The 18,093-nt window shown below is 38.4% G+C and carries 17 protein-coding genes; all 17 read left to right on the top strand.

The features are described 5' to 3' along the window. The first annotated feature begins 123 nt into the window (after positions 1 to 123). The 17 genes from HMPREF1481_RS06240 (at position 124) to HMPREF1481_RS06160 (ending at position 18,093) form a co-directional block, all read left to right on the top strand. Positions 124 to 843, top strand: coding sequence for an ABC transporter ATP-binding protein (locus tag HMPREF1481_RS06240; RefSeq protein ID WP_016466649.1), 720 nt, complete (start codon positions 124 to 126; stop codon positions 841 to 843). Positions 844 to 853: 10 nt separating this feature from the next. Next, positions 854 to 2,488: a hypothetical protein gene (locus HMPREF1481_RS06235; RefSeq protein ID WP_016466648.1), complete on the top strand. Its 1,635-nt coding sequence runs from the start codon at positions 854 to 856 to the stop codon at positions 2,486 to 2,488. A 201-nt stretch (positions 2,489 to 2,689) separates the two neighbouring features. Beyond that, a complete protein-coding gene (locus HMPREF1481_RS06230; RefSeq protein ID WP_016466647.1) occupies positions 2,690 to 3,853 on the top strand; it encodes a class I SAM-dependent rRNA methyltransferase in 1,164 nt (387 codons plus the stop codon). Beyond that, entirely contained in the window at positions 3,850 to 4,527 is a 678-nt protein-coding gene (gene aroD / locus HMPREF1481_RS06225) for a type I 3-dehydroquinate dehydratase (RefSeq protein ID WP_016466646.1), read from the top strand. The genes HMPREF1481_RS06230 and aroD overlap by 4 nt, the downstream gene beginning before the upstream one ends. Then, a complete protein-coding gene (locus HMPREF1481_RS06220) occupies positions 4,517 to 5,371 on the top strand; it encodes a shikimate dehydrogenase (RefSeq protein ID WP_016466645.1) in 855 nt (284 codons plus the stop codon). Before aroD ends, HMPREF1481_RS06220 begins: the two co-directional genes overlap by 11 nt. Before the next feature lie 18 nt (positions 5,372 to 5,389). Beyond that, positions 5,390 to 6,457, top strand: a complete 1,068-nt coding sequence (gene aroB, locus HMPREF1481_RS06215; RefSeq protein WP_016466644.1) for a 3-dehydroquinate synthase — start codon at positions 5,390 to 5,392, stop codon at positions 6,455 to 6,457. Positions 6,458 to 6,466: 9 nt separating this feature from the next. Continuing rightward, a complete protein-coding gene (gene aroC / locus HMPREF1481_RS06210) occupies positions 6,467 to 7,633 on the top strand; it encodes a chorismate synthase (protein WP_016466643.1) in 1,167 nt (388 codons plus the stop codon). A gap of 9 nt (positions 7,634 to 7,642) precedes the next feature. Then, a complete protein-coding gene (locus HMPREF1481_RS06205) occupies positions 7,643 to 8,746 on the top strand; it encodes a prephenate dehydrogenase (protein WP_016466642.1) in 1,104 nt (367 codons plus the stop codon). Between the two features lie 11 nt (positions 8,747 to 8,757). Then, entirely contained in the window at positions 8,758 to 9,096 is a 339-nt protein-coding gene (locus HMPREF1481_RS06200) for a YlbF/YmcA family competence regulator (RefSeq protein WP_016466641.1), read from the top strand. Between the two features lie 89 nt (positions 9,097 to 9,185). Then, positions 9,186 to 10,469 carry a 3-phosphoshikimate 1-carboxyvinyltransferase gene (aroA, locus tag HMPREF1481_RS06195; RefSeq protein WP_016466640.1) on the top strand — a complete coding sequence of 428 codons (1,284 nt, stop codon included), beginning with the start codon at positions 9,186 to 9,188 and terminating at the stop codon, positions 10,467 to 10,469. Continuing rightward, positions 10,462 to 10,938: a shikimate kinase gene (locus HMPREF1481_RS06190; protein ID WP_016466639.1), complete on the top strand. Its 477-nt coding sequence runs from the start codon at positions 10,462 to 10,464 to the stop codon at positions 10,936 to 10,938. Before aroA ends, HMPREF1481_RS06190 begins: the two co-directional genes overlap by 8 nt. Next, entirely contained in the window at positions 10,935 to 11,783 is an 849-nt protein-coding gene (gene pheA / locus HMPREF1481_RS06185) for a prephenate dehydratase (RefSeq protein ID WP_016466638.1), read from the top strand. The genes HMPREF1481_RS06190 and pheA overlap by 4 nt, the downstream gene beginning before the upstream one ends. Beyond that, positions 11,780 to 13,108: an LCP family protein gene (locus HMPREF1481_RS06180; protein ID WP_016466637.1), complete on the top strand. Its 1,329-nt coding sequence runs from the start codon at positions 11,780 to 11,782 to the stop codon at positions 13,106 to 13,108. Before pheA ends, HMPREF1481_RS06180 begins: the two co-directional genes overlap by 4 nt. Positions 13,109 to 13,261: 153 nt before the next feature. Beyond that, positions 13,262 to 14,107 carry a LicD family protein gene (locus HMPREF1481_RS06175; RefSeq protein WP_016466636.1) on the top strand — a complete coding sequence of 282 codons (846 nt, stop codon included), beginning with the start codon at positions 13,262 to 13,264 and terminating at the stop codon, positions 14,105 to 14,107. Beyond that, positions 14,088 to 15,059: a glycosyltransferase family 2 protein gene (locus tag HMPREF1481_RS06170; protein WP_025173282.1), complete on the top strand. Its 972-nt coding sequence runs from the start codon at positions 14,088 to 14,090 to the stop codon at positions 15,057 to 15,059. The genes HMPREF1481_RS06175 and HMPREF1481_RS06170 overlap by 20 nt, the downstream gene beginning before the upstream one ends. Before the next feature lie 21 nt (positions 15,060 to 15,080). Then, on the top strand, positions 15,081 to 17,237 hold the full coding sequence (locus HMPREF1481_RS06165; protein WP_016466634.1) for a LicD family protein: 2,157 nt from the start codon (positions 15,081 to 15,083) through the stop codon (positions 17,235 to 17,237). A gap of 43 nt (positions 17,238 to 17,280) precedes the next feature. Continuing rightward, positions 17,281 to 18,093, top strand: a complete 813-nt coding sequence (locus HMPREF1481_RS06160) for a LicD family protein (RefSeq protein WP_016466633.1) — start codon at positions 17,281 to 17,283, stop codon at positions 18,091 to 18,093.

Genomic DNA, 18,093 nt, shown 5'->3' with positions numbered 1-18,093 from the left:
GTAAATGCACAAACGTTTGCGCAAATCTAAAAATATTTTCGACTATTTTATCAAAAGTGTTGATTATTTTGTACTAAAGTGCTAATATAATAATATAAAGAACATAAATATAGGAGTCAGCCCATGATTGAATTTCAAAATGTTAGTAAGTTGTATGGTGATATAGAGGCTTTGAGCAATCTCAATTTGCAGATTGAAAACGGAGAGATTATGGGTTTGATTGGCCATAATGGTGCTGGAAAATCGACCACCATAAAATCTCTAGTCAGTATCATTTCACCCAGCAGTGGACGTATTTTGGTAGATGGCCAGGATTTATCGGAAAATCGTTTAGCGATCAAACGAAAGATTGGCTACGTTGCAGACTCGCCTGATTTGTTTTTGCGTTTAACGGCCAATGAATTTTGGGAATTGCTTGCCTCATCCTATGACCTAACTAGCTCTGACTTGGAGTCTAGTCTAGCTAGGCTATTGAGTGTTTTTGACTTTGCTGAAAACCGTTATCAGGTTATTGAAACTCTTTCTCACGGAATGCGTCAGAAAGTTTTTGTTATTGGGGCACTCTTGTCTGATCCTGATATTTGGGTCTTGGACGAACCCTTGACTGGTTTAGATCCCCAGGCTGCTTTTGATTTGAAGCAAATGATGAAGGAACATGCACAAAAAGGTAAAACAGTTTTGTTTTCGACCCATGTCTTAGAGGTAGCCGAGCAAGTCTGTGATCGGATTGCCATTTTGAAAAAGGGGCATTTGATTTATTGTGGTAGCGTGGAGGACTTGAGAAAAGACCACCCAGATCAGTCTTTGGAAAGTATCTACCTTAGCCTTGCTGGTAGAAAATAGGAGGTTACAGATGCGTCTCAAGGTCATTAAAAAATTAGTTGATATCAATATTCTCTATTCATCTAAAGAAGCTAATTTGGCTAACCTACGAAAGAAGCAAGCTAAGAATCCTGATAAAAAGGTTGATGTATCAGGGAAACTGTTGCGTTCTTATCTTGCTTCTAGTTTGTTGCTACTCATCTTATTTTCTAATCTAGCCTTTCGTTTCCCTTTTGAGGAAATGCCAAGTTTTTTTAGTACCATGGTTGCTATTTTATTGGTGCTTGCCTTTTCAACGTCTTTCACTGCATTTTACAATGTCTTTTATGAGAGTAAGGACTTGGCCTCCTATAGTCCCTATGCCTTTAAAGAATCAGAGATTATAATTGCTAAAGGACTGTCTGTCCTCTTGCCAGCTCTAACTGGAATTGTACCAATCCTAGCTTATTTTCTAGTCCTCTACATTAGGCTAGCTCCTACTCTTTGGCTGGGTTTGCCCTTGATGTTACTGTCCTTGGCCTTATTATTTGTCTCTGTGACTCTAGTGATGGTAGTGGCAGTGCATTTCTTGGCTCAAACTGCGGTTTTTAGAAAGTATCAGTCTATTTTTGCGAATGTGATGATTGGGATAGGGGTTATCACGCCTTTATTATTTGTCTTCTTTCTACAGTCGACTTCTGGAGATATAGTTGACAGAGTTAGAGACATTCCACCTCTTCTTTATCCTATTCATCTCTTTTACAAAATAGCAGTGGAGCCTTTTTCGACAGAGGCTATACTGGGTCTGCTCGCTTGGATAGGACTAACTCTCTTCTTACTTTATCTGACCAAAAAGAAGGTTCTTCCTCGTTTTTATGACATTATCCTGCTTAATAGTGAGGAGAAAGTCATAAAAGAACGTCGCAGTAAAGAGGGGATTTCAACGACTAAAAAGGGATTTTTCCGCATGGTTTTACGCTACAACCTCTCCCTATTGGGACAGGGGGCTGGCGTCATTACAGTGCTTTTTACAAGTGCCTTTTTTCCTTATATCATGATGATCGGATTGATTTCCAAAATTCGAGATTCTCAGTTAGTTCCAGATATTCATCCTCCATACTGGTTAGCCTTGTTTTTTGTAGGAGTGTTTATAGCAGTTTTAAATAACAATATCACAAGTCTACCTTCAATCGGGCTATCTCTGGAGAGGGAAAATTTTGATTTTCTGAAGAGTTTGCCCTTTGACTTTGCTCGTTATGTGAAAGTGAAATTTTGGATTATATTTGCTGTTCAGTCCTTTTTACCTATCTTGGCTTTACTTGGTCTTTCCCTTTATTTAGGATTGCCCATTTTTTCGATGCTTTACCTTCTTGTGGCATGGATCTTTGCCAGTGTCATCCTTTCTTGTCACCATTATTTTAAAGATGTGAAAAATCTGTCAACTAATTGGACTAGCATTACGGACCTGGTGAATCGTTCAAATGGTATAGTAACAATGGTTCTATTGTTTATTTATAGTGCAATTCTAATTGCCTTTGTAATTGGGAGCTTATTCTTGGTTCAATCTCTCTCTACTATCCTTGCCATCAGCTTGGGAGTAGGAGTTCTTATCCTCCTGCTTGCTCTTGCTATATTTAGCTATCATTACTATCTATCATGCATATTGGCAGAAATAGAAAAAAGATGAGCTAGTTGGTCGCTTGCTTGATAAATTTTACAAAAAGAAATGCTCTTCCAAGACGGAAGAGCATTTCTTTTATTGTGATTCTCACACAATTACTTCCTAATTTTTAATTAGTATTAATATACCATTTTTTAAAACGAGAGTAAAAAAGCAAGGGTTGTTTCTACTTTGTGAATTTTCAACAAATTTGATATAATTGTATCTATGAATAAAGTATTCGTCAGTCGGCGTGTCGAAAAAAAGCTCCGCAAAGGTCAGGTTCTTTTGGAAGAAGTTGATTTTCCAGACTTATCTGAAACTGATCAGGAAGTTGAACTTTTCAGCCAAAGCAAAGAATTTTTAGGGAAGGCTTATTTATCCCGACAAAATAAGGGAATAGGTTGGTTTGTAACTAACCAGAAAGTTTCTTTTAATCAAACCTTCTTTGAAAGCTTGTTTGAAAAAGCTAAACAAAAACGTTCTTCCTACTATCAAGATGAGTTGACAACTGCCTTTCGTTTGGTTAATCAAGAAGGTGATGGATTTGGTGGAATGACGCTTGATCTCTATGGAGATTATGTTGTTTTCTCTTGGTATAACTCCTATGTTTATAGTCTTCGCCAAGAGATTATAGCAGCCTTTAATCAAGTTTTTCCAGAAGTCTTAGGTGTCTATGAAAAGATTCGCTTTAAAGGTCTAGACTATGAGTCTGCCCATATCTATGGTCAAGAAGCAGCTGAATATTTCACTGTTCTCGAGAATGGAGTCTTGTACCAAGTCTTTATGAATGATGGTCTTATGACAGGGATTTTCTTGGATCAGCATGAAGTTCGTGGGAGCTTAGTTGATGGTTTAGCAATGGGGAAATCCTTACTCAATATGTTTTCTTATACAGCGGCCTTCTCAGTTGCTGCAGCTATGGGGGGAGCTAGTGAAACAACCTCTGTAGACCTAGCCAAACGTTCAAGAGAACTATCAGAAGCTCATTTTCATGCCAACGGTTTGAGTCTAGACAATCATCGACTGCTTGTCATGGATGTCTTTGAATACTTTAAATATGCTAAAAGAAAAGGTTTAAGCTATGACGTGATTGTTCTGGATCCGCCTAGCTTTGCCCGAAATAAAAAACAAACATTCTCTGTAGCTAAGGATTATCATAAGTTGATTTCCCAAAGCCTAGAGATTTTAAACCCAGGTGGAATCATTATTGCTAGTACCAATGCTGCTAATGTTACCCGTCAAAAATTTACAGAACAAATCGACAAAGGATTTGCAGGTAGAAAGTATCAGTTCCTTCATAAATATGGACTTCCAGCAGACTTTGTCTACAATGAAAAAGATGAAAGTAGTAATTACCTCAAAGTGATTACCATGAAGGTTAGTAAATGAAATTAATTGTTTCTGTCATGCCAAGAAGTATAGAAGAGGCTCAGGCTATTGATGTTATGCGGTATCATGATGCAGATATCATTGAGTGGAGAGCAGACTTCTTACCCAAGGAAGCTATCTTGCAGGTAGCGCCAGCTATTTTTGAAAAATTTGCAGGTCGTGAGCTTGTTTTCACTTTACGTACTCGTGCCGAGGGTGGTCAAATTGAGCTCTCTTCAGAAGAGTATGTTCAAATTATCAAGGAAGTGGCACAGCTTTATCAACCAGATTATATTGATTTTGAATATTTTAGCTACAAGGATGTTTTTGATCAGATGTTGGACTTTCCAAATCTCGTCTTGAGCTACCATAACTTCCAAGAGACACCTGAAAATCTAATGGAAATCTTGTCTGAGTTAACAAGTTTAAATCCTAAAGTTGTGAAAATAGCTGTTATGGCTAATACAGAACAAGATGTGTTAGATCTGATGAACTTTACACGTGGCTTTAAAACACTGAATCCTGAACAAGAATATGTAACGATTTCTATGGGAAAAGTGGGCAAGGTCTCTCGTATTACTTCAGATGTGACTGGTTCTAGTTGGTCTTTTGCAAGTCTAGATGAAGCTAGTGCTCCAGGACAAATTTCACTATCTAGCATGAAAAAAATTAGGGAGCTTCTAAATGAAGATTGATGGCTACACACGTTTAGCAGCTGTAGTCGCAAATCCTATCAAACACTCCATTTCTCCCTTTATTCACAATAGCGCTTTTGAAGCAACCAATACCAATGGTGTTTATCTTGCTTGGGAAGTAGATGCGGCTGAACTAGCAGAAACAGTTGCTAATATTCGTCGCTACCAGATGTATGGAATCAATCTTTCCATGCCTTACAAGGAACAAGTGATTCCTTATCTGGACCAGTTGAGCGAAGAGGCTTGTTTAATTGGTGCAGTTAATACAGTTGTGAATCGAGAAGGAACATTAATTGGATATAACACAGATGGCAAGGGATTCTTTAAGAGCTTGCCTTCTTTTAAAATATCAAGGAAAAGACTGGTTTTGTTAGGAGCAGGCGGTGCAGCCAAGGCAATTTTGGCACAGGCAATCTTGGATGGAGTGAGTCAGATTTCTGTCTTTGTTCGTTCTTCATCCATGGAAAAAACAAGACCTTACTTAGAAAAAATACAGAATGCGACTGGATTTAGAGTAGATTTATTTGCATTAGAGGATGTTCAAAATCTTCAAGACAGCATCACTAAAGCCGACCTTTTGGTCAATGCTACTAGTGTGGGCATGGATGGATCCTCTCAGCCGATCCCGACCAGCATCGTTTTACCAGAGAAGCTCTTGGTAGCAGATGTGATTTATCAACCCTTTGAAACACCGTTTTTAAAATGGGCAAGAAACCAGGGAAATCAATCTATCAATGGCCTTGGCATGCTGCTTTACCAAGCTGCTGAAGCTTTTGAGTTATGGACAGGCAAGGAAATGCCAACAGATCAAATCTGGGAATTATTAAAACAAAAGTACCAATAAAGAAAAAGGAGACCTGCTATGAAAATTAGAATAGACCTTCCACATCATCCTTACGATATTCAGATTGAAAAAGGATGCTTGTCTCAAGCAGGAAAATGGTTGCGCGAACTTTGGCAACCACAAAAAGTTGTTATCGTAACGGATAACCGTGTGGCTTCACTCTATGCAGAAAAGGTTAAATTGAGTTTGGAGGATGCTGGCTTTCAAGTGGCAGTTTTTGACTTTTTAGAGGGCGAAGAACGAAAAAATCTGACTACAGTTCAAAAAGTCTATGAATTTTTAGTTAAGCAAGGTTTAACTCGTAGTGATGGCATCGTTGCACTTGGTGGCGGAGTGGTCGGGGACTTGGCTGGTTTTGTGGCTTCAACCTACATGCGAGGTATTCACTTTGTTCAAATTCCGACTAGCTTGACAGCTCAAGTTGACTCTTCAATCGGGGGTAAGACAGGAGTGAATACTCCTTTTGCCAAGAATATGGTGGGAACTTTTGCCCAGCCGGATGGTGTTTTGATTGACCCAAACGTTCTTGAAACCTTGGGTAAGAGAGAGTTGATCGAAGGAATGGGTGAAGTCATCAAGTATGGCCTGATCGAAGATCCAGAGCTTTGGGACCTATTATCTGATATGGATGGTTCTGTAGAAAGCATATTGGAACATTCCGAGAGTTTGATTGAGCATTCTTGCCAGGTCAAGCGCAAGATGGTAGTTGAAGATGAGTTGGACAATGGTATTCGTTTATATCTCAACTTTGGTCACACAATTGGCCATGCCATCGAAGCAACTGCTGGTTACGGAAAAGTCATGCACGGTGAGGCAGTAGCTATGGGAATGGTTCAGGTCTCTAAGGTAGCAGAAGAAAAAGGACTCATGCCAGTGGGAATCACTCAGTCCATCCGAGAAATGTGTCAGAAATTTGGCCTTCCTGTTGATTATGAAAACTGGGACCTTGACAAGCTCTATCAGGCTTTGACTCACGATAAAAAAGCGCGTGGGAATACCATGAACTTAGTTTTGGTACCTGAGCTTGGTTCAGCGACCATTCACCCAGTTTCTCTCGAAGAAATGAAAGATTACTTAGTAAAATAAGGAGAATGTATGAGATATTTAACAGCAGGAGAATCACATGGTCCTCGTTTGACAGCAATTATTGAAGGAATTCCAGCTGGACTGCCTTTGACTGCAGAAGATATCAATGAGGATCTCAAACGTCGCCAAGGCGGTTACGGTCGTGGTGGACGAATGAAAATCGAGAGTGATCATGTTGTCTTCACTTCTGGAGTTCGTCATGGTAAGACGACAGGGGCACCTATTACCATGGATGTCATTAATAAAGACCATCAAAAATGGCTGGATATCATGTCTGCTGAGGATATTGAGGACAAACTCAAAAGTAAACGAAAAATCACACATCCTCGTCCAGGTCACGCTGACTTGGTAGGAGGTATCAAATACCGCTTTGATGATTTGCGAAATTCATTAGAACGTTCATCTGCTCGTGAAACGACAATGCGAGTTGCAGTTGGAGCAGTAGCCAAGCGGATTTTAGCTGAGCTTGATATCGAAATTGCCAACCATGTTGTTATCTTCGGTGGTAAGGAAATCAATGTCCCAGAAAACTTAACAGTCTCAGAGATTAAGAAACTAGCTGCCCAGTCTGAAGTTTCTATCGTCAACCAAGAACGTGAGCAGGAGATTAAGGACTATATTGACCAGATTAAGCGAGATGGGGATACCATCGGAGGTGTTGTGGAAACAGTTGTCGGAGGTGTTCCGGTTGGTCTTGGTTCTTATGTCCAATGGGATCGTAAACTAGATGCAAGGCTAGCTCAAGCTGTTGTTTCTATCAATGCCTTTAAGGGTGTGGAGTTTGGTCTTGGTTTTAAAGCAGGCCATCTTAAGGGTAGCCAAGTCATGGATGAAATCCTCTGGTCATCAGAAGATGGCTATACTCGTCGGACTAATAACCTTGGAGGTTTCGAAGGTGGTATGACAAACGGCCAACCGATTATCGTTCGTGGAGTTATGAAGCCAATTCCGACTCTCTATAAGCCGTTGATGAGTGTCGATATTGAAACTCATGAGCCTTATAAAGCAACAGTAGAGAGAAGTGATCCTACTGCTCTTCCAGCAGCAGGTGTCGTTATGGAGGCAGTCGTAGCAACGGTTTTGACTCAAGAAATCCTTGAGAAATTCTCCTCTGATAATCTGGAAGAATTAAAAGAAGCTGTTGCGAAACATCGGGAGTATACAAAGAATTATTAAGGAGTTCTTATGGCAAAAACGATCTATATCGCAGGACTAGGTTTGATTGGTGCTTCCATGGCACTCGGAATCAAGCGGAATCATCCTGATTATGAAATTTTAGGATACAATCGTAGTCAAGCGTCTAGAGATATTGCCTTGGAGAGAGGAATGATTGATCGTGCGACGGATGATTTTGCCAGTTTTGCTCCACTTGCAGACGTCATCATTCTTACCCTGCCAATCAAGCAAACCATTACCTTTATTAAGGAATTGGCCAACTTGGACTTGAAAGAAGGTGTCATTATTTCTGATGCTGGATCGACCAAGTCAGCTATCGTGGCTACAGCAGAAAAGTGTTTTGCTGATAAGTCCGTTCGCTTTGTTGGAGCTCATCCCATGGCAGGAAGTCATAAGACAGGAGCTGCCTCTGCGGATGTTAATCTTTTTGAAAATGCCTATTATATCTTCACGCCATCTAGTCTGACAACTCCGGATACGCTCGAAGAAATGAGAGACTTGCTGTCAGGTCTTCATGCTCGTTTCATTGAAATCGATGCTGAAGAGCATGACCGAGTGACTTCTCAGATTAGCCATTTTCCGCATATCTTAGCATCAGGCCTGATGGAACAAACCGCAAGTTATGCTGAAGAGCATGAAATGGCGCGACGCTTTGCGGCCGGTGGATTTCGAGATATGACTCGGATTGCTGAAAGTGAGCCAGGCATGTGGACTTCTATCCTCTTATCCAATCGGGATACCATTATTGAACGCATCGAGGACTTCAAGGGCCGTTTGGACGAGATTGGACAAGCTATCAGTAAGGGTGATGAAAACCAAATCTGGAGCTTTTTCAATCAAGCGCGTGAGCAACGTCAGGCTATGGAAATCCATAAACGTGGTGGTGTAGATAGTTCTTATGACCTTTATGTAGATGTTCCCGATGAGGAAAACGTCATCTTGCGCATCTTGGAATTGCTAAGAGGAACTTCCTTGGTCAATATCCATATCAATGAGGAAAACCGTGAAGACGTTCACGGAATTCTGCAAATTTCCTTTAAGAATGCTCAGGATTTAAAACGTGCTGAGCAAGTCATTACAGAAAATACTGACTACACAGTCGTAATAAAATAAGGAGGACAATCATGTCAAATATTTATGATAGTGCAAATGAACTTAGTCGTGGACTACGTGAGTTGCCTGAATACAAAGCGGTTAAAGAAGCTAGAGATGCCATCCAAGCAGATGCAGAAGCAAGCAAAATCTTTGCGGATTATATTGCTTTTCAGCATGAAATCCAAATCATGGCTCAAACTGGTCAAATTCCAGACGCTTCTTTCCAAGAAAAAATGGAAAACTTTGGTAAGTTGATTCAAGGCAATGCTCTTTTGTCAGCCTTCTTTGCCAAACAGCAACAACTTTCTATTTATCTATCTGATATTGAAAAAATTGTTTTTGAACCAATTTCAGAACTTTTAAAATAAGAATTTACCTCATAAAGTCAGGAATTTTTAAGAAATTTCTGACTTTTTATGATAAAATAAGAAAAAGTATTGTCAGTATGAGGTCTAGTATGAAGTTAAAAACAAATATTTGCCACTTGAATGGTAGTATTCGAGTGCCAGGTGATAAGTCTATCAGTCATCGCTCTATCATTTTTGGGAGCTTGGCTGAGGGCGAGACTAAAGTTTATGATATCTTGCGTGGCGAAGATGTTTTGTCAACCATGCAAGTTTTTCGTGACCTCGGTGTTGAGATAGAGGACAAAGAGGGGATCGTTACCATTCAAGGTGTTGGTATGGATGGATTGAAAGCCCCTCAGAATGCTCTCGATATGGGGAATTCTGGGACCTCTATTCGTTTGATTTCAGGCGTCCTTGCTGGTGCAGATTTTGAAGTGGAGATGTTTGGAGATGACAGTCTTTCCAAACGCCCTATGGACCGTGTGACCCTTCCTTTGAAAGAAATGGGAGTTAGTATTTCAGGTCAAACAGAGCGAGACTTGCCACCCTTGCACTTAAAAGGTACAAAAAACTTAAAACCTATTCATTATGAATTGCCCATTGCCTCTGCTCAAGTTAAATCAGCCTTGATTTTTGCGGCTTTGCAGGCTCAAGGCCAGTCTGTCATCATTGAGAAGGAGTGCACTCGTAATCATACAGAAGATATGCTGCGTCAATTTGGAGGAGACTTGTGTGTCGATGGTAAGAAAATAACAGTCCAAGGGCCACAAAAACTAAGTGGGCAAACGGTTGTTGTACCTGGAGATATTTCCAGTGCAGCCTTTTGGTTAGTTGCAGGTTTGATTGTTCCAAATTCTCGAGTGGTGCTTAAGAATGTTGGTATTAATGAAACACGTACAGGTATCATCGATGTTATCCGTGCTATGGGTGGGAAATTAGAGATTACTGATATTGATCCAATTGCTAAGTCTGCAACCTTAACTGTCGAAACTTCAGACCTAAAAGGAACCGAGATTGGTGGAGCCTTGATTCCGCGCTTAATTGATGAATTGCCAATTATCGCTCTTCTTGCTACCCAAGCTCAAGGGCAAACGGTTATCAAAGATGCTGAAGAACTTAAAGTCAAAGAGACAGACCGTATTCAGGTTGTTGCAGATGCTTTAAATAGCATGGGAGCGGCTATTACTCCTACAGCAGACGGCATGATTATCAAAGGAAAATCTACCCTCCATGGTGCCAGAGTCAATACCTTTGGGGACCACCGTATCGGCATGATGACAGCCATTGCAGCTCTTTTAGTTGCAGATGGAGAGGTCGAATTGGATCGTGCCGAAGCTATCAATACTAGTTACCCAAGCTTCTTTGATGATTTGGAGACTTTGATTCATGGCTAAGGTTTTACTAGGATTTATGGGTGCAGGGAAATCTACGATTGCTAGAAATTTAGCACCTGACTTCGTAGATATGGACACCCTGATTGAAGAACGCCTGGGAATGTCGATTGCTCGTTTCTTTGAAGAAAAAGGAGAAGCAGCCTTTCGTCAGGTAGAAGAAGAAGTTCTAGCTGACCTGCTAAAGACAGATAAAGTTATTTCCACTGGTGGAGGGATTGTTATTTCGCCACGTAATCGAGACTTACTCAAGCAAAATCCAGAGAATATCTACCTAAAAGCAGATTTTGAGACCCTTTACCAGAGAATTTCACTTGATAAGGACAATCAACGTCCGCTATTTCTAAATAATAGCAAGGAAGATTTGGAAGCGATTTTTAATGAAAGACAAATCTGGTATGAGGAAGTGGCTAGTCAGATTGTTGATGTATCAAGATTAAGCCCAGAGGAAATTATAGAGGAACTGAAATGAAAATTGCCTATCTAGGTCCCAAAGGATCTTTTTCGCACCATGTGGTGCAGACGGCTTTTCCTCATGAGAAACTAGAGCCTTTTTCAAATATTACGGACGTTATCAAGGCCTATGAACAAGGTTTGGTAGACTATTCAGTAGTACCAGTTGAAAATTCTATCGAAGGTAGTGTTCATGAGACCTTGGACTATCTTTTCCACCAGGCTCGCATTCAAGCTGTGGCAGAGATTGTTCAGCCAATCCATCAACAGCTGATGGCAGTATCAGGACAGTCTAAAATTGAGAAAATCTTTTCTCACCCACAGGCCTTGGCACAGGGGAAGAAATTTATCGATGAGCATTATCCAGATGCTCAATTAGAAGTAACGGCCAGTACAGCCTATGCTGCTCGGTATGTTTCCGAACATCCAGATCAACCATTTGCAGCTATTGCTCCAAAAAGCTCGGCTGGAGAATATGGATTAAAACTGGTCGCTCAAGATATTCAGGAAATGGAAGCCAACTTTACTCGCTTTTGGGTTTTGGGGCCTAACTTACCACAAATCCCTTTGGAAGCAAGTTATGAAAAGATGAGCCTGGCCTTGACCTTGCCGGATAATCTACCAGGTGCATTATATAAGGCACTTTCTACCTTTGCTTGGCGCGGTATTGACCTGACTAAGATTGAGAGTCGTCCCCTTAAAACAGCCTTGGGTGAATACTTTTTTATCATTGATGTAGACTATGCTGATAAAGAATTGGTCTATTTTGCTCAAAAAGAACTAGAAACGATTGGAATCCAGTATAAAATACTAGGATCTTACCCTATCTATACCATACAGGATAAAGGGAAGGAGAAGGAATGACTAGAGAGAATCCTCTAACACACCATGAAAAATTACGTTATGACTATCTCTTGAAAAATATTCATTATCTAAATGAAAGGGAAAGAAGAGAGTTTGCTTTTTTGCAAGCGAAGTTAGATGGTCAACAAGACGTACGTCCGGATGTAAAGGAAGAGATAGATAAATCAGAATATCAAGGCTTTTCTGAATCTAACACCGGTCTACCAAGTTATACAAATCGTACTCGTTCAAGCCGACGTACTAGTCAATCTCAACCAAAAGCTAAGCTTCCAAAGCAAAAGAAACCCAAGAAAAAAAGAGCTTTTCGAATCAAACGTATTCTTGCTTGGATTGGGATGCTCTTGCTATGTGCTGCAGTTGGAATGATTTTCATGTTCCTAAAGGGATTCCAATCAGCGAATCCGAACAGCTCAAATGGGCCCAAAGATGCTAAAGCTGCTCAGGTTGAAGTATTCAATGGACAGGATACTCGTGATGGAGTTAATATTCTTATTTTAGGAACAGATGGTCGTATCGGACAGAATAGTACAGAAACACGGACAGATTCCATTATGGTTCTAAATGTAAGTGGTAAGGATAAAAAGCTTAAGCTGGTCAGCTTTATGCGAGACAACCTAGTTTATATTGATGGTTATAGTCAAGTTATTAACGGTCAAAAACAGGCAGACCATAAGTTGAACTTGGCCTATGAATTGGGTGAACAAGAAGGAAAACAAGGGGCTGAAATGGTCCGTAAGGTCCTTAAGGATAATTTTGACTTAGATATTAAATACTATGCTCTTGTCGATTTCCAAGCCTTTGCGACTGCTATTGATACGCTATTCCCTGACGGAGTGACCATTGATGCTCAGTTTTCAACCCTAAACGGAGTTCCAGTTACAGAAGCTACAGTTGGAGATGATTTGCATGCCACAGAAACTGAATCACCAACTCAAACCATTAAAGTTGGGACACAACAAATGAATGGTTCAACACTTCTCAACTATGCACGTTTTCGTGATGATGATGAAGGGGACTATGGACGTACTCGTAGACAGCAACAAGTCATGACAGCTGTTTTACAGCAGATTAAGGATCCTACCAAACTATTCACAGGTTCAGAAGCTTTAGGAAAAGTATTTGCCATGACATCTACCAACATTCCTTATACCTTCTTACTGACTAACGGTTTATCAGTCCTCGAAGGCGGTCAGAATGGTATTGAAAAACTAACAATACCAGAGCTTGGTGACTGGGTAGACGATTACGATGTCTATGGAGGACAAGCCCTTCGAGTAGATCAAAAGGCTTATCAGAACAAGCTAGCCCAAATGGGATTTAGATAATATGTAACAATCGGTCAAAGCTTGAAACATCTAATAAAATAGGTGCTTCAGGCTTTGATTTTTCACATAATCAGATGGATTTTTTGACCATTTTTATGGTATAATAAAATGATGTAATTCTGATGTAATTCTATAGAAGAGGAAGAGAATAAGATGAGTGATTTAAAGGCAATTCAAGCTCGTAGCTTAGAGATGGCTGAATATTTTGTCGCCTTTTGTAAAGAACATGGCTTGCTCTGTTATTTGTGTGGTGGAGGAGCGATTGGAGCTTTACGACATAAAGGGTTTATCCCCTGGGATGATGACTTAGATTTCTTTATGCCGCGCAAGGACTATGAAAAACTAGCAGAGTTATGGCCTCAATACGCGGATGAGCGATATTTCCTATCAAATAGTTCTAAAGATTATGTAGATCGCAACCTTTTTATCACGATTCGAGATAAAGAAACGACTTGTATCAAGCCCTATCAACAGGACTTGGATCTTCCGCACGGCTTGGCTCTGGATGTTCTTCCCTTGGATTACTATCCTAAAAATCCAGCTGAACGTAAGAAACAAGTACGTTGGGCTCTGATTTATTCCCTCTTTTGTGCACAAACCATTCCAGAAAAACATGGAGCCCTCATGAAATGGGGTAGTACGATTTTATTAGGATTAACTCCTAAATCACTACGTTATCGTATCTGGAAAAAGGCTGAGAAAGAAATGACCAAGTATGGTCCAGCAGAAAGTGATGGTATCACAGAATTATGCTCAGGTCCAGGCTACATGAAGAAGAAATATCCAATTCAAGCCTTTGAAGATAGCATTTTCTTACCTTTTGAAGGAACAGAGATGCCTATTCCAGTTGGTTACGATGCCTATCTCAGCACAGCTTTTGGTGACTATATGACACCACCGCCGGCAGACAAGCAAGTACCTCACCACGATGCTGTTATAGCAGATATGGATAAAAGCTATACAGAATATAAGGGAGTATATAATGCAAGAAAAAATTAGTATCATTGTTCCTGTATACAACGTAGAAAATTATCTTGAACGATGTGTTGAGTCGATTTTAAAGCAGACTTATACCAATTTTGAATTGCTTCTTATTAATGATGGTTCGACAGACAAGAGTGGTGAGCTATGTGATCAACTAGTTTCTAAAAATGGAAATATCAAGGTTTTTCATCTTGAGAACGCTGGAGTCTCTAATGCTAGAAATGTAGGTATTCAAAACTCAACAGGAGAATGGATAACTTTTGTTGATAGCGATGATTTTATTACCAATGATTATTTGGAAACTTTAATAAGCGCAGTTGATGGTGATGATTCTATAGGATTTAGTATAGGACGTCTCCATCATATAAAAAATGGTCAAATCACAGAACTACCAGTTTTTACAGGAAAAGAAGAGAAGTGGTCGACTGAGCAGACAATGAGAGAATTATTGACGACAAGTAAAACTTCTTTTTTCCCTGTTGCAAAATTATTTAAAAGAGAGATTATTTCAGATTTTATATTTAATACAGACTATCATTTGGCTGAGGATGCTTTGTTTTTAACAGAAATTTTATTAAAAACCAAATGTACAAGTGTATTTATTGATAAACCAATCTACTATTATGACCATAGACAGGGGAGTGCAACAACTTCTGTCAATACTCATGTATTTGATACCATAGAGGTCTATAAGATTATTGTTTCGGATGTTTTTCAAATATTTCCACAACTAAAAACTGAATTAGTGAACAGGGAGTGTTGGTCCTATATCACTGTGTACGATAAAATAATCTTTACAGAATCAGATCAATATCGAACAGAAAAAAATAAGTTGAGAAAGTGGATTTCCAATCATTTGTCTGAAATATTGAAAGATCCTTATTTTACTAATTTTCGAAAAATAGCCGTTTTGTCTCTCCTTGTTTCTCCATGGATTTATAAACAAATTGTCGGCTTGAATCAATAATGTCATTTAAAGGAGTTGAAGATGAATTTTTCAAAAACGAATGAATGCTTTGAAAAATCAAAATTTTGGATTTCATATCTGTTTGTTTTTATTTCAATTTTAAGCATGAGTTCCCTTGTCTATAAAGTAACTAACCCTGTCTATAAGGGATTATCAGCAGTTGTTGTTCTTTGTATTTGTTTAACCTTATTATTAAATTGGAAACGAATAGAAATCGATAAGAAGTTTCTGGGTTTATTTGGACTTTTAGCAGGTAGTCATCTAGTTGCCGCATTGGTTAATCGCTCGGGCCACTTGATGGGAAATATGGTTGAAATCTTCTTTATGATTACCTACATTTTACTATTTACTATGGTGAATTCAGAGTATCTTAAGAAGTTAATTCGCTTGATTGCAGTAACAGTCCAATTTGTATCTTTTTTCTCAGCTATATTTGCTTTTGTTCTTTTAATATTTAGAGTTTTAATATTATTTAAAATTGGAGAACAATCCTATTATTATGGTGTTATGAATGGACGCCTATGGGGAATTGTTAATCCAAATGCAAGTGCTATTTTTTCTTATATTAGTATTGTTTTTGCTCTATACCTTATTCATAAGGGAAGTAAATATTCAGTTTATTTAAAAATAAATAACCTGATTCAATTTATTTATTTTGCGACTATGCAGAGTAGAGGTGCCTTATTATCAGCTGTTTTAATGCTGGGATTTTATTCGCTTTTTATTGCCAGAGGAAATCTACTGAAAAAATGTCTCACATTTCTGGTTGCTGGTACCTTAATTGTATCTAGCAATATTGGTATTAGTTATGTAACTTCAGTATATATTTTAGCTGCTAAGGCAACAGTCATTGACTTAAATAAAGGTGAGTCTTATTCTGAGACAGAATCGGACGTAGCCAAGAAAAATGGGGAACTTCACCTAATTGAAACAACTCCAAGCGGACGTACTTACATTTGGAAAAATGCTATTAAAATGGGAAGTGCAAAACCATTATTTGGATATGGTGTTCGAAACGTCACTGATTATTATACAGAGTACTTTAGCAAATTTGAAATTCAGAATTCACTGATTGGTGGGAATTTCCATAACATATTAATTACAATTTTTGTAAGTTCAGGATTGTTTGGTCTGCTTTCTTTCATACTTTTAATAGGCTACATCACTGTACGATTTCTCACTTATTTAATTGTTTCTAAGAAGAATAGCGAAAAATTAATCATGATTCTATTTTTTGGTATTTTATTTGGACAATTATTTGAAAGTCAGATCATGTACTCGACAAACTTTATCAATATCGTATTTTGGTTAGTGATTGGTTATGGTCTAACGATCTGTTTAAAAGAAAAAAATATTCGTTATGAGGAAGTGACAGACATTTCTGAAATTCAACAGATGGAATTAGGAATCATGGAATATATTCATGAAGTTTGTCAGAAAATTGGTGTCAAATATTTCTTATCATATGGAAGTCTAATTGGTGCTGTTCGCCATCAAGGTTTCATTCCTTGGGACGATGATATGGATATTTGTATGCTTCGAGATGATTATGAAAAATTACAAGATTATCTGATTGCCAATCCAGATGAACGATATGAAGTTATGTCCTATAAAAATAACATCAATTATGTCTATCCTTTTATGAAGATTCAAGACAATCAGACCTACTTAGTTGAAGAGGATGTACGAATTGATTCGAATATGGGTATCTATGTAGATATTTTCCCTGTAGATGGGTATGAAGATGATCAGGCGTTTAAGGATAAAATGACTAAAATTATAAAAAAACGCCAATTAAGTTGTTATACTTTTAAAGGAATTACGAATACTAAAAGTGTAGTAAATTCAATTATCCGCTATATTTCTGTTATTATCTTTTATTTTACAAACACAAATAAGTATGTTTCTCAAATCGATGAATTGGCTAAATCAAGAAAAGTAGAAGATTATGAACAAGTAGACTATCTTATTTATAAAGATATGAATAAGCCTGTCTGGGAACGTAAATGGTTAGAAGAGGTTGAAATAGGCATTTTTGAAGGTAAGGAATTCATGATACCAAAACACTACCATGAAATTCTTACTTCCGATTATGGAGACTACATGCAGTTGCCACCAGTGGAGCAACAAGTTTCCCATCATGACTTCAAATTGTGGAAGATTACTGAAAACCAATAGATTATTATTTAAACAAAGAAGTAGAGATTAGGAGTGACAAGTAATGTCAGAAAGAATCTTAAGCCTTGAAGAAATCAAGCAAATTGAGCTTGGAATTCTAGAATACTTACATCAAGTTTGTGAAAAACATAATATCAAATATTTTATCGATTTTGGAACTTTACTAGGGGCAGTTCGTCATAAAGGTTTTATTCCTTGGGATGATGATACAGACATCTCTTTAGCTAGAGATGAATTTGAAAAGTTATACGCAGTTTTGAAAAATGATAACCATCCATACTATAAGCTGATTTCTTTTAGAGAAACCAAGGGATATCCATATAGTTATATGCGTGTTTACGATATTCGAACACGGAGAGATTCGAATCTTTTAGATCCAAGTGTTGTACTTGGAACTTGTGTAGATGTCTTCCCGTATGATGGTCTTGTTACAGATGAGCAAGATCGTAAGAAAATGAAACTCTATAAACAACTAATTCGTCTATCGTCGTTAAACTTTAAGGGAATTAAATACGAAAACGGAGGGATTAAAAATCTTTCTCGTTATATTGCATCAGCAATATTCAGATTTACATCTCCTCAATTCTGGAATCAAAAGCTAGAACAACTTGCCTTAAAATACAGTGTTGAAAACTCTACAGACTTAGTTTGTTCAACTTATGATTCATACTATCCAGCTGGTATTAAAACAGAATGGCTGTATGATACAATTGATATGCCTTATGAAAATCTAATCCTAAAGGTACCAAGAAGATATCATGAGATTCTTGTCTATGAATTTGGGGAAGATTATATGACTCCACCTCCTGCTGACAAACAGATACCAGGAAATGAGAAGAATTATTGGATTGATTAA

It is taken from the genome of Streptococcus sp. HPH0090 (assembly GCF_000411475.1).
Classification (GTDB): Bacteria; Bacillota; Bacilli; order Lactobacillales; family Streptococcaceae; genus Streptococcus.
The sequence above is the reverse complement of the archived record's forward strand: the minus strand, read 5'-3'. Positions and strand labels throughout refer to the sequence as shown.

Bases quoted from the DNA above. Each gene is read 5' to 3' on its own strand.
- HMPREF1481_RS06240 (WP_016466649.1), top strand. From the start codon at position 124: ATGATTGAATTTCAAAATGTTAGTAAGTTGTATGGTGATATAGAGGCT.
- HMPREF1481_RS06235 (WP_016466648.1), top strand. From the start codon at position 854: ATGCGTCTCAAGGTCATTAAAAAATTAGTTGATATCAATATTCTCTAT.
- HMPREF1481_RS06230 (WP_016466647.1), top strand. From the start codon at position 2,690: ATGAATAAAGTATTCGTCAGTCGGCGTGTCGAAAAAAAGCTCCGCAAA.
- aroD (WP_016466646.1), top strand. From the start codon at position 3,850: ATGAAATTAATTGTTTCTGTCATGCCAAGAAGTATAGAAGAGGCTCAG.
- HMPREF1481_RS06220 (WP_016466645.1), top strand. From the start codon at position 4,517: ATGAAGATTGATGGCTACACACGTTTAGCAGCTGTAGTCGCAAATCCT.
- aroB (WP_016466644.1), top strand. From the start codon at position 5,390: ATGAAAATTAGAATAGACCTTCCACATCATCCTTACGATATTCAGATT.
- aroC (WP_016466643.1), top strand. From the start codon at position 6,467: ATGAGATATTTAACAGCAGGAGAATCACATGGTCCTCGTTTGACAGCA.
- HMPREF1481_RS06205 (WP_016466642.1), top strand. From the start codon at position 7,643: ATGGCAAAAACGATCTATATCGCAGGACTAGGTTTGATTGGTGCTTCC.
- HMPREF1481_RS06200 (WP_016466641.1), top strand. From the start codon at position 8,758: ATGTCAAATATTTATGATAGTGCAAATGAACTTAGTCGTGGACTACGT.
- aroA (WP_016466640.1), top strand. From the start codon at position 9,186: ATGAAGTTAAAAACAAATATTTGCCACTTGAATGGTAGTATTCGAGTG.
- HMPREF1481_RS06190 (WP_016466639.1), top strand. From the start codon at position 10,462: ATGGCTAAGGTTTTACTAGGATTTATGGGTGCAGGGAAATCTACGATT.
- pheA (WP_016466638.1), top strand. From the start codon at position 10,935: ATGAAAATTGCCTATCTAGGTCCCAAAGGATCTTTTTCGCACCATGTG.
- HMPREF1481_RS06180 (WP_016466637.1), top strand. From the start codon at position 11,780: ATGACTAGAGAGAATCCTCTAACACACCATGAAAAATTACGTTATGAC.
- HMPREF1481_RS06175 (WP_016466636.1), top strand. From the start codon at position 13,262: ATGAGTGATTTAAAGGCAATTCAAGCTCGTAGCTTAGAGATGGCTGAA.
- HMPREF1481_RS06165 (WP_016466634.1), top strand. From the start codon at position 15,081: ATGAATTTTTCAAAAACGAATGAATGCTTTGAAAAATCAAAATTTTGG.
- HMPREF1481_RS06160 (WP_016466633.1), top strand. From the start codon at position 17,281: ATGTCAGAAAGAATCTTAAGCCTTGAAGAAATCAAGCAAATTGAGCTT.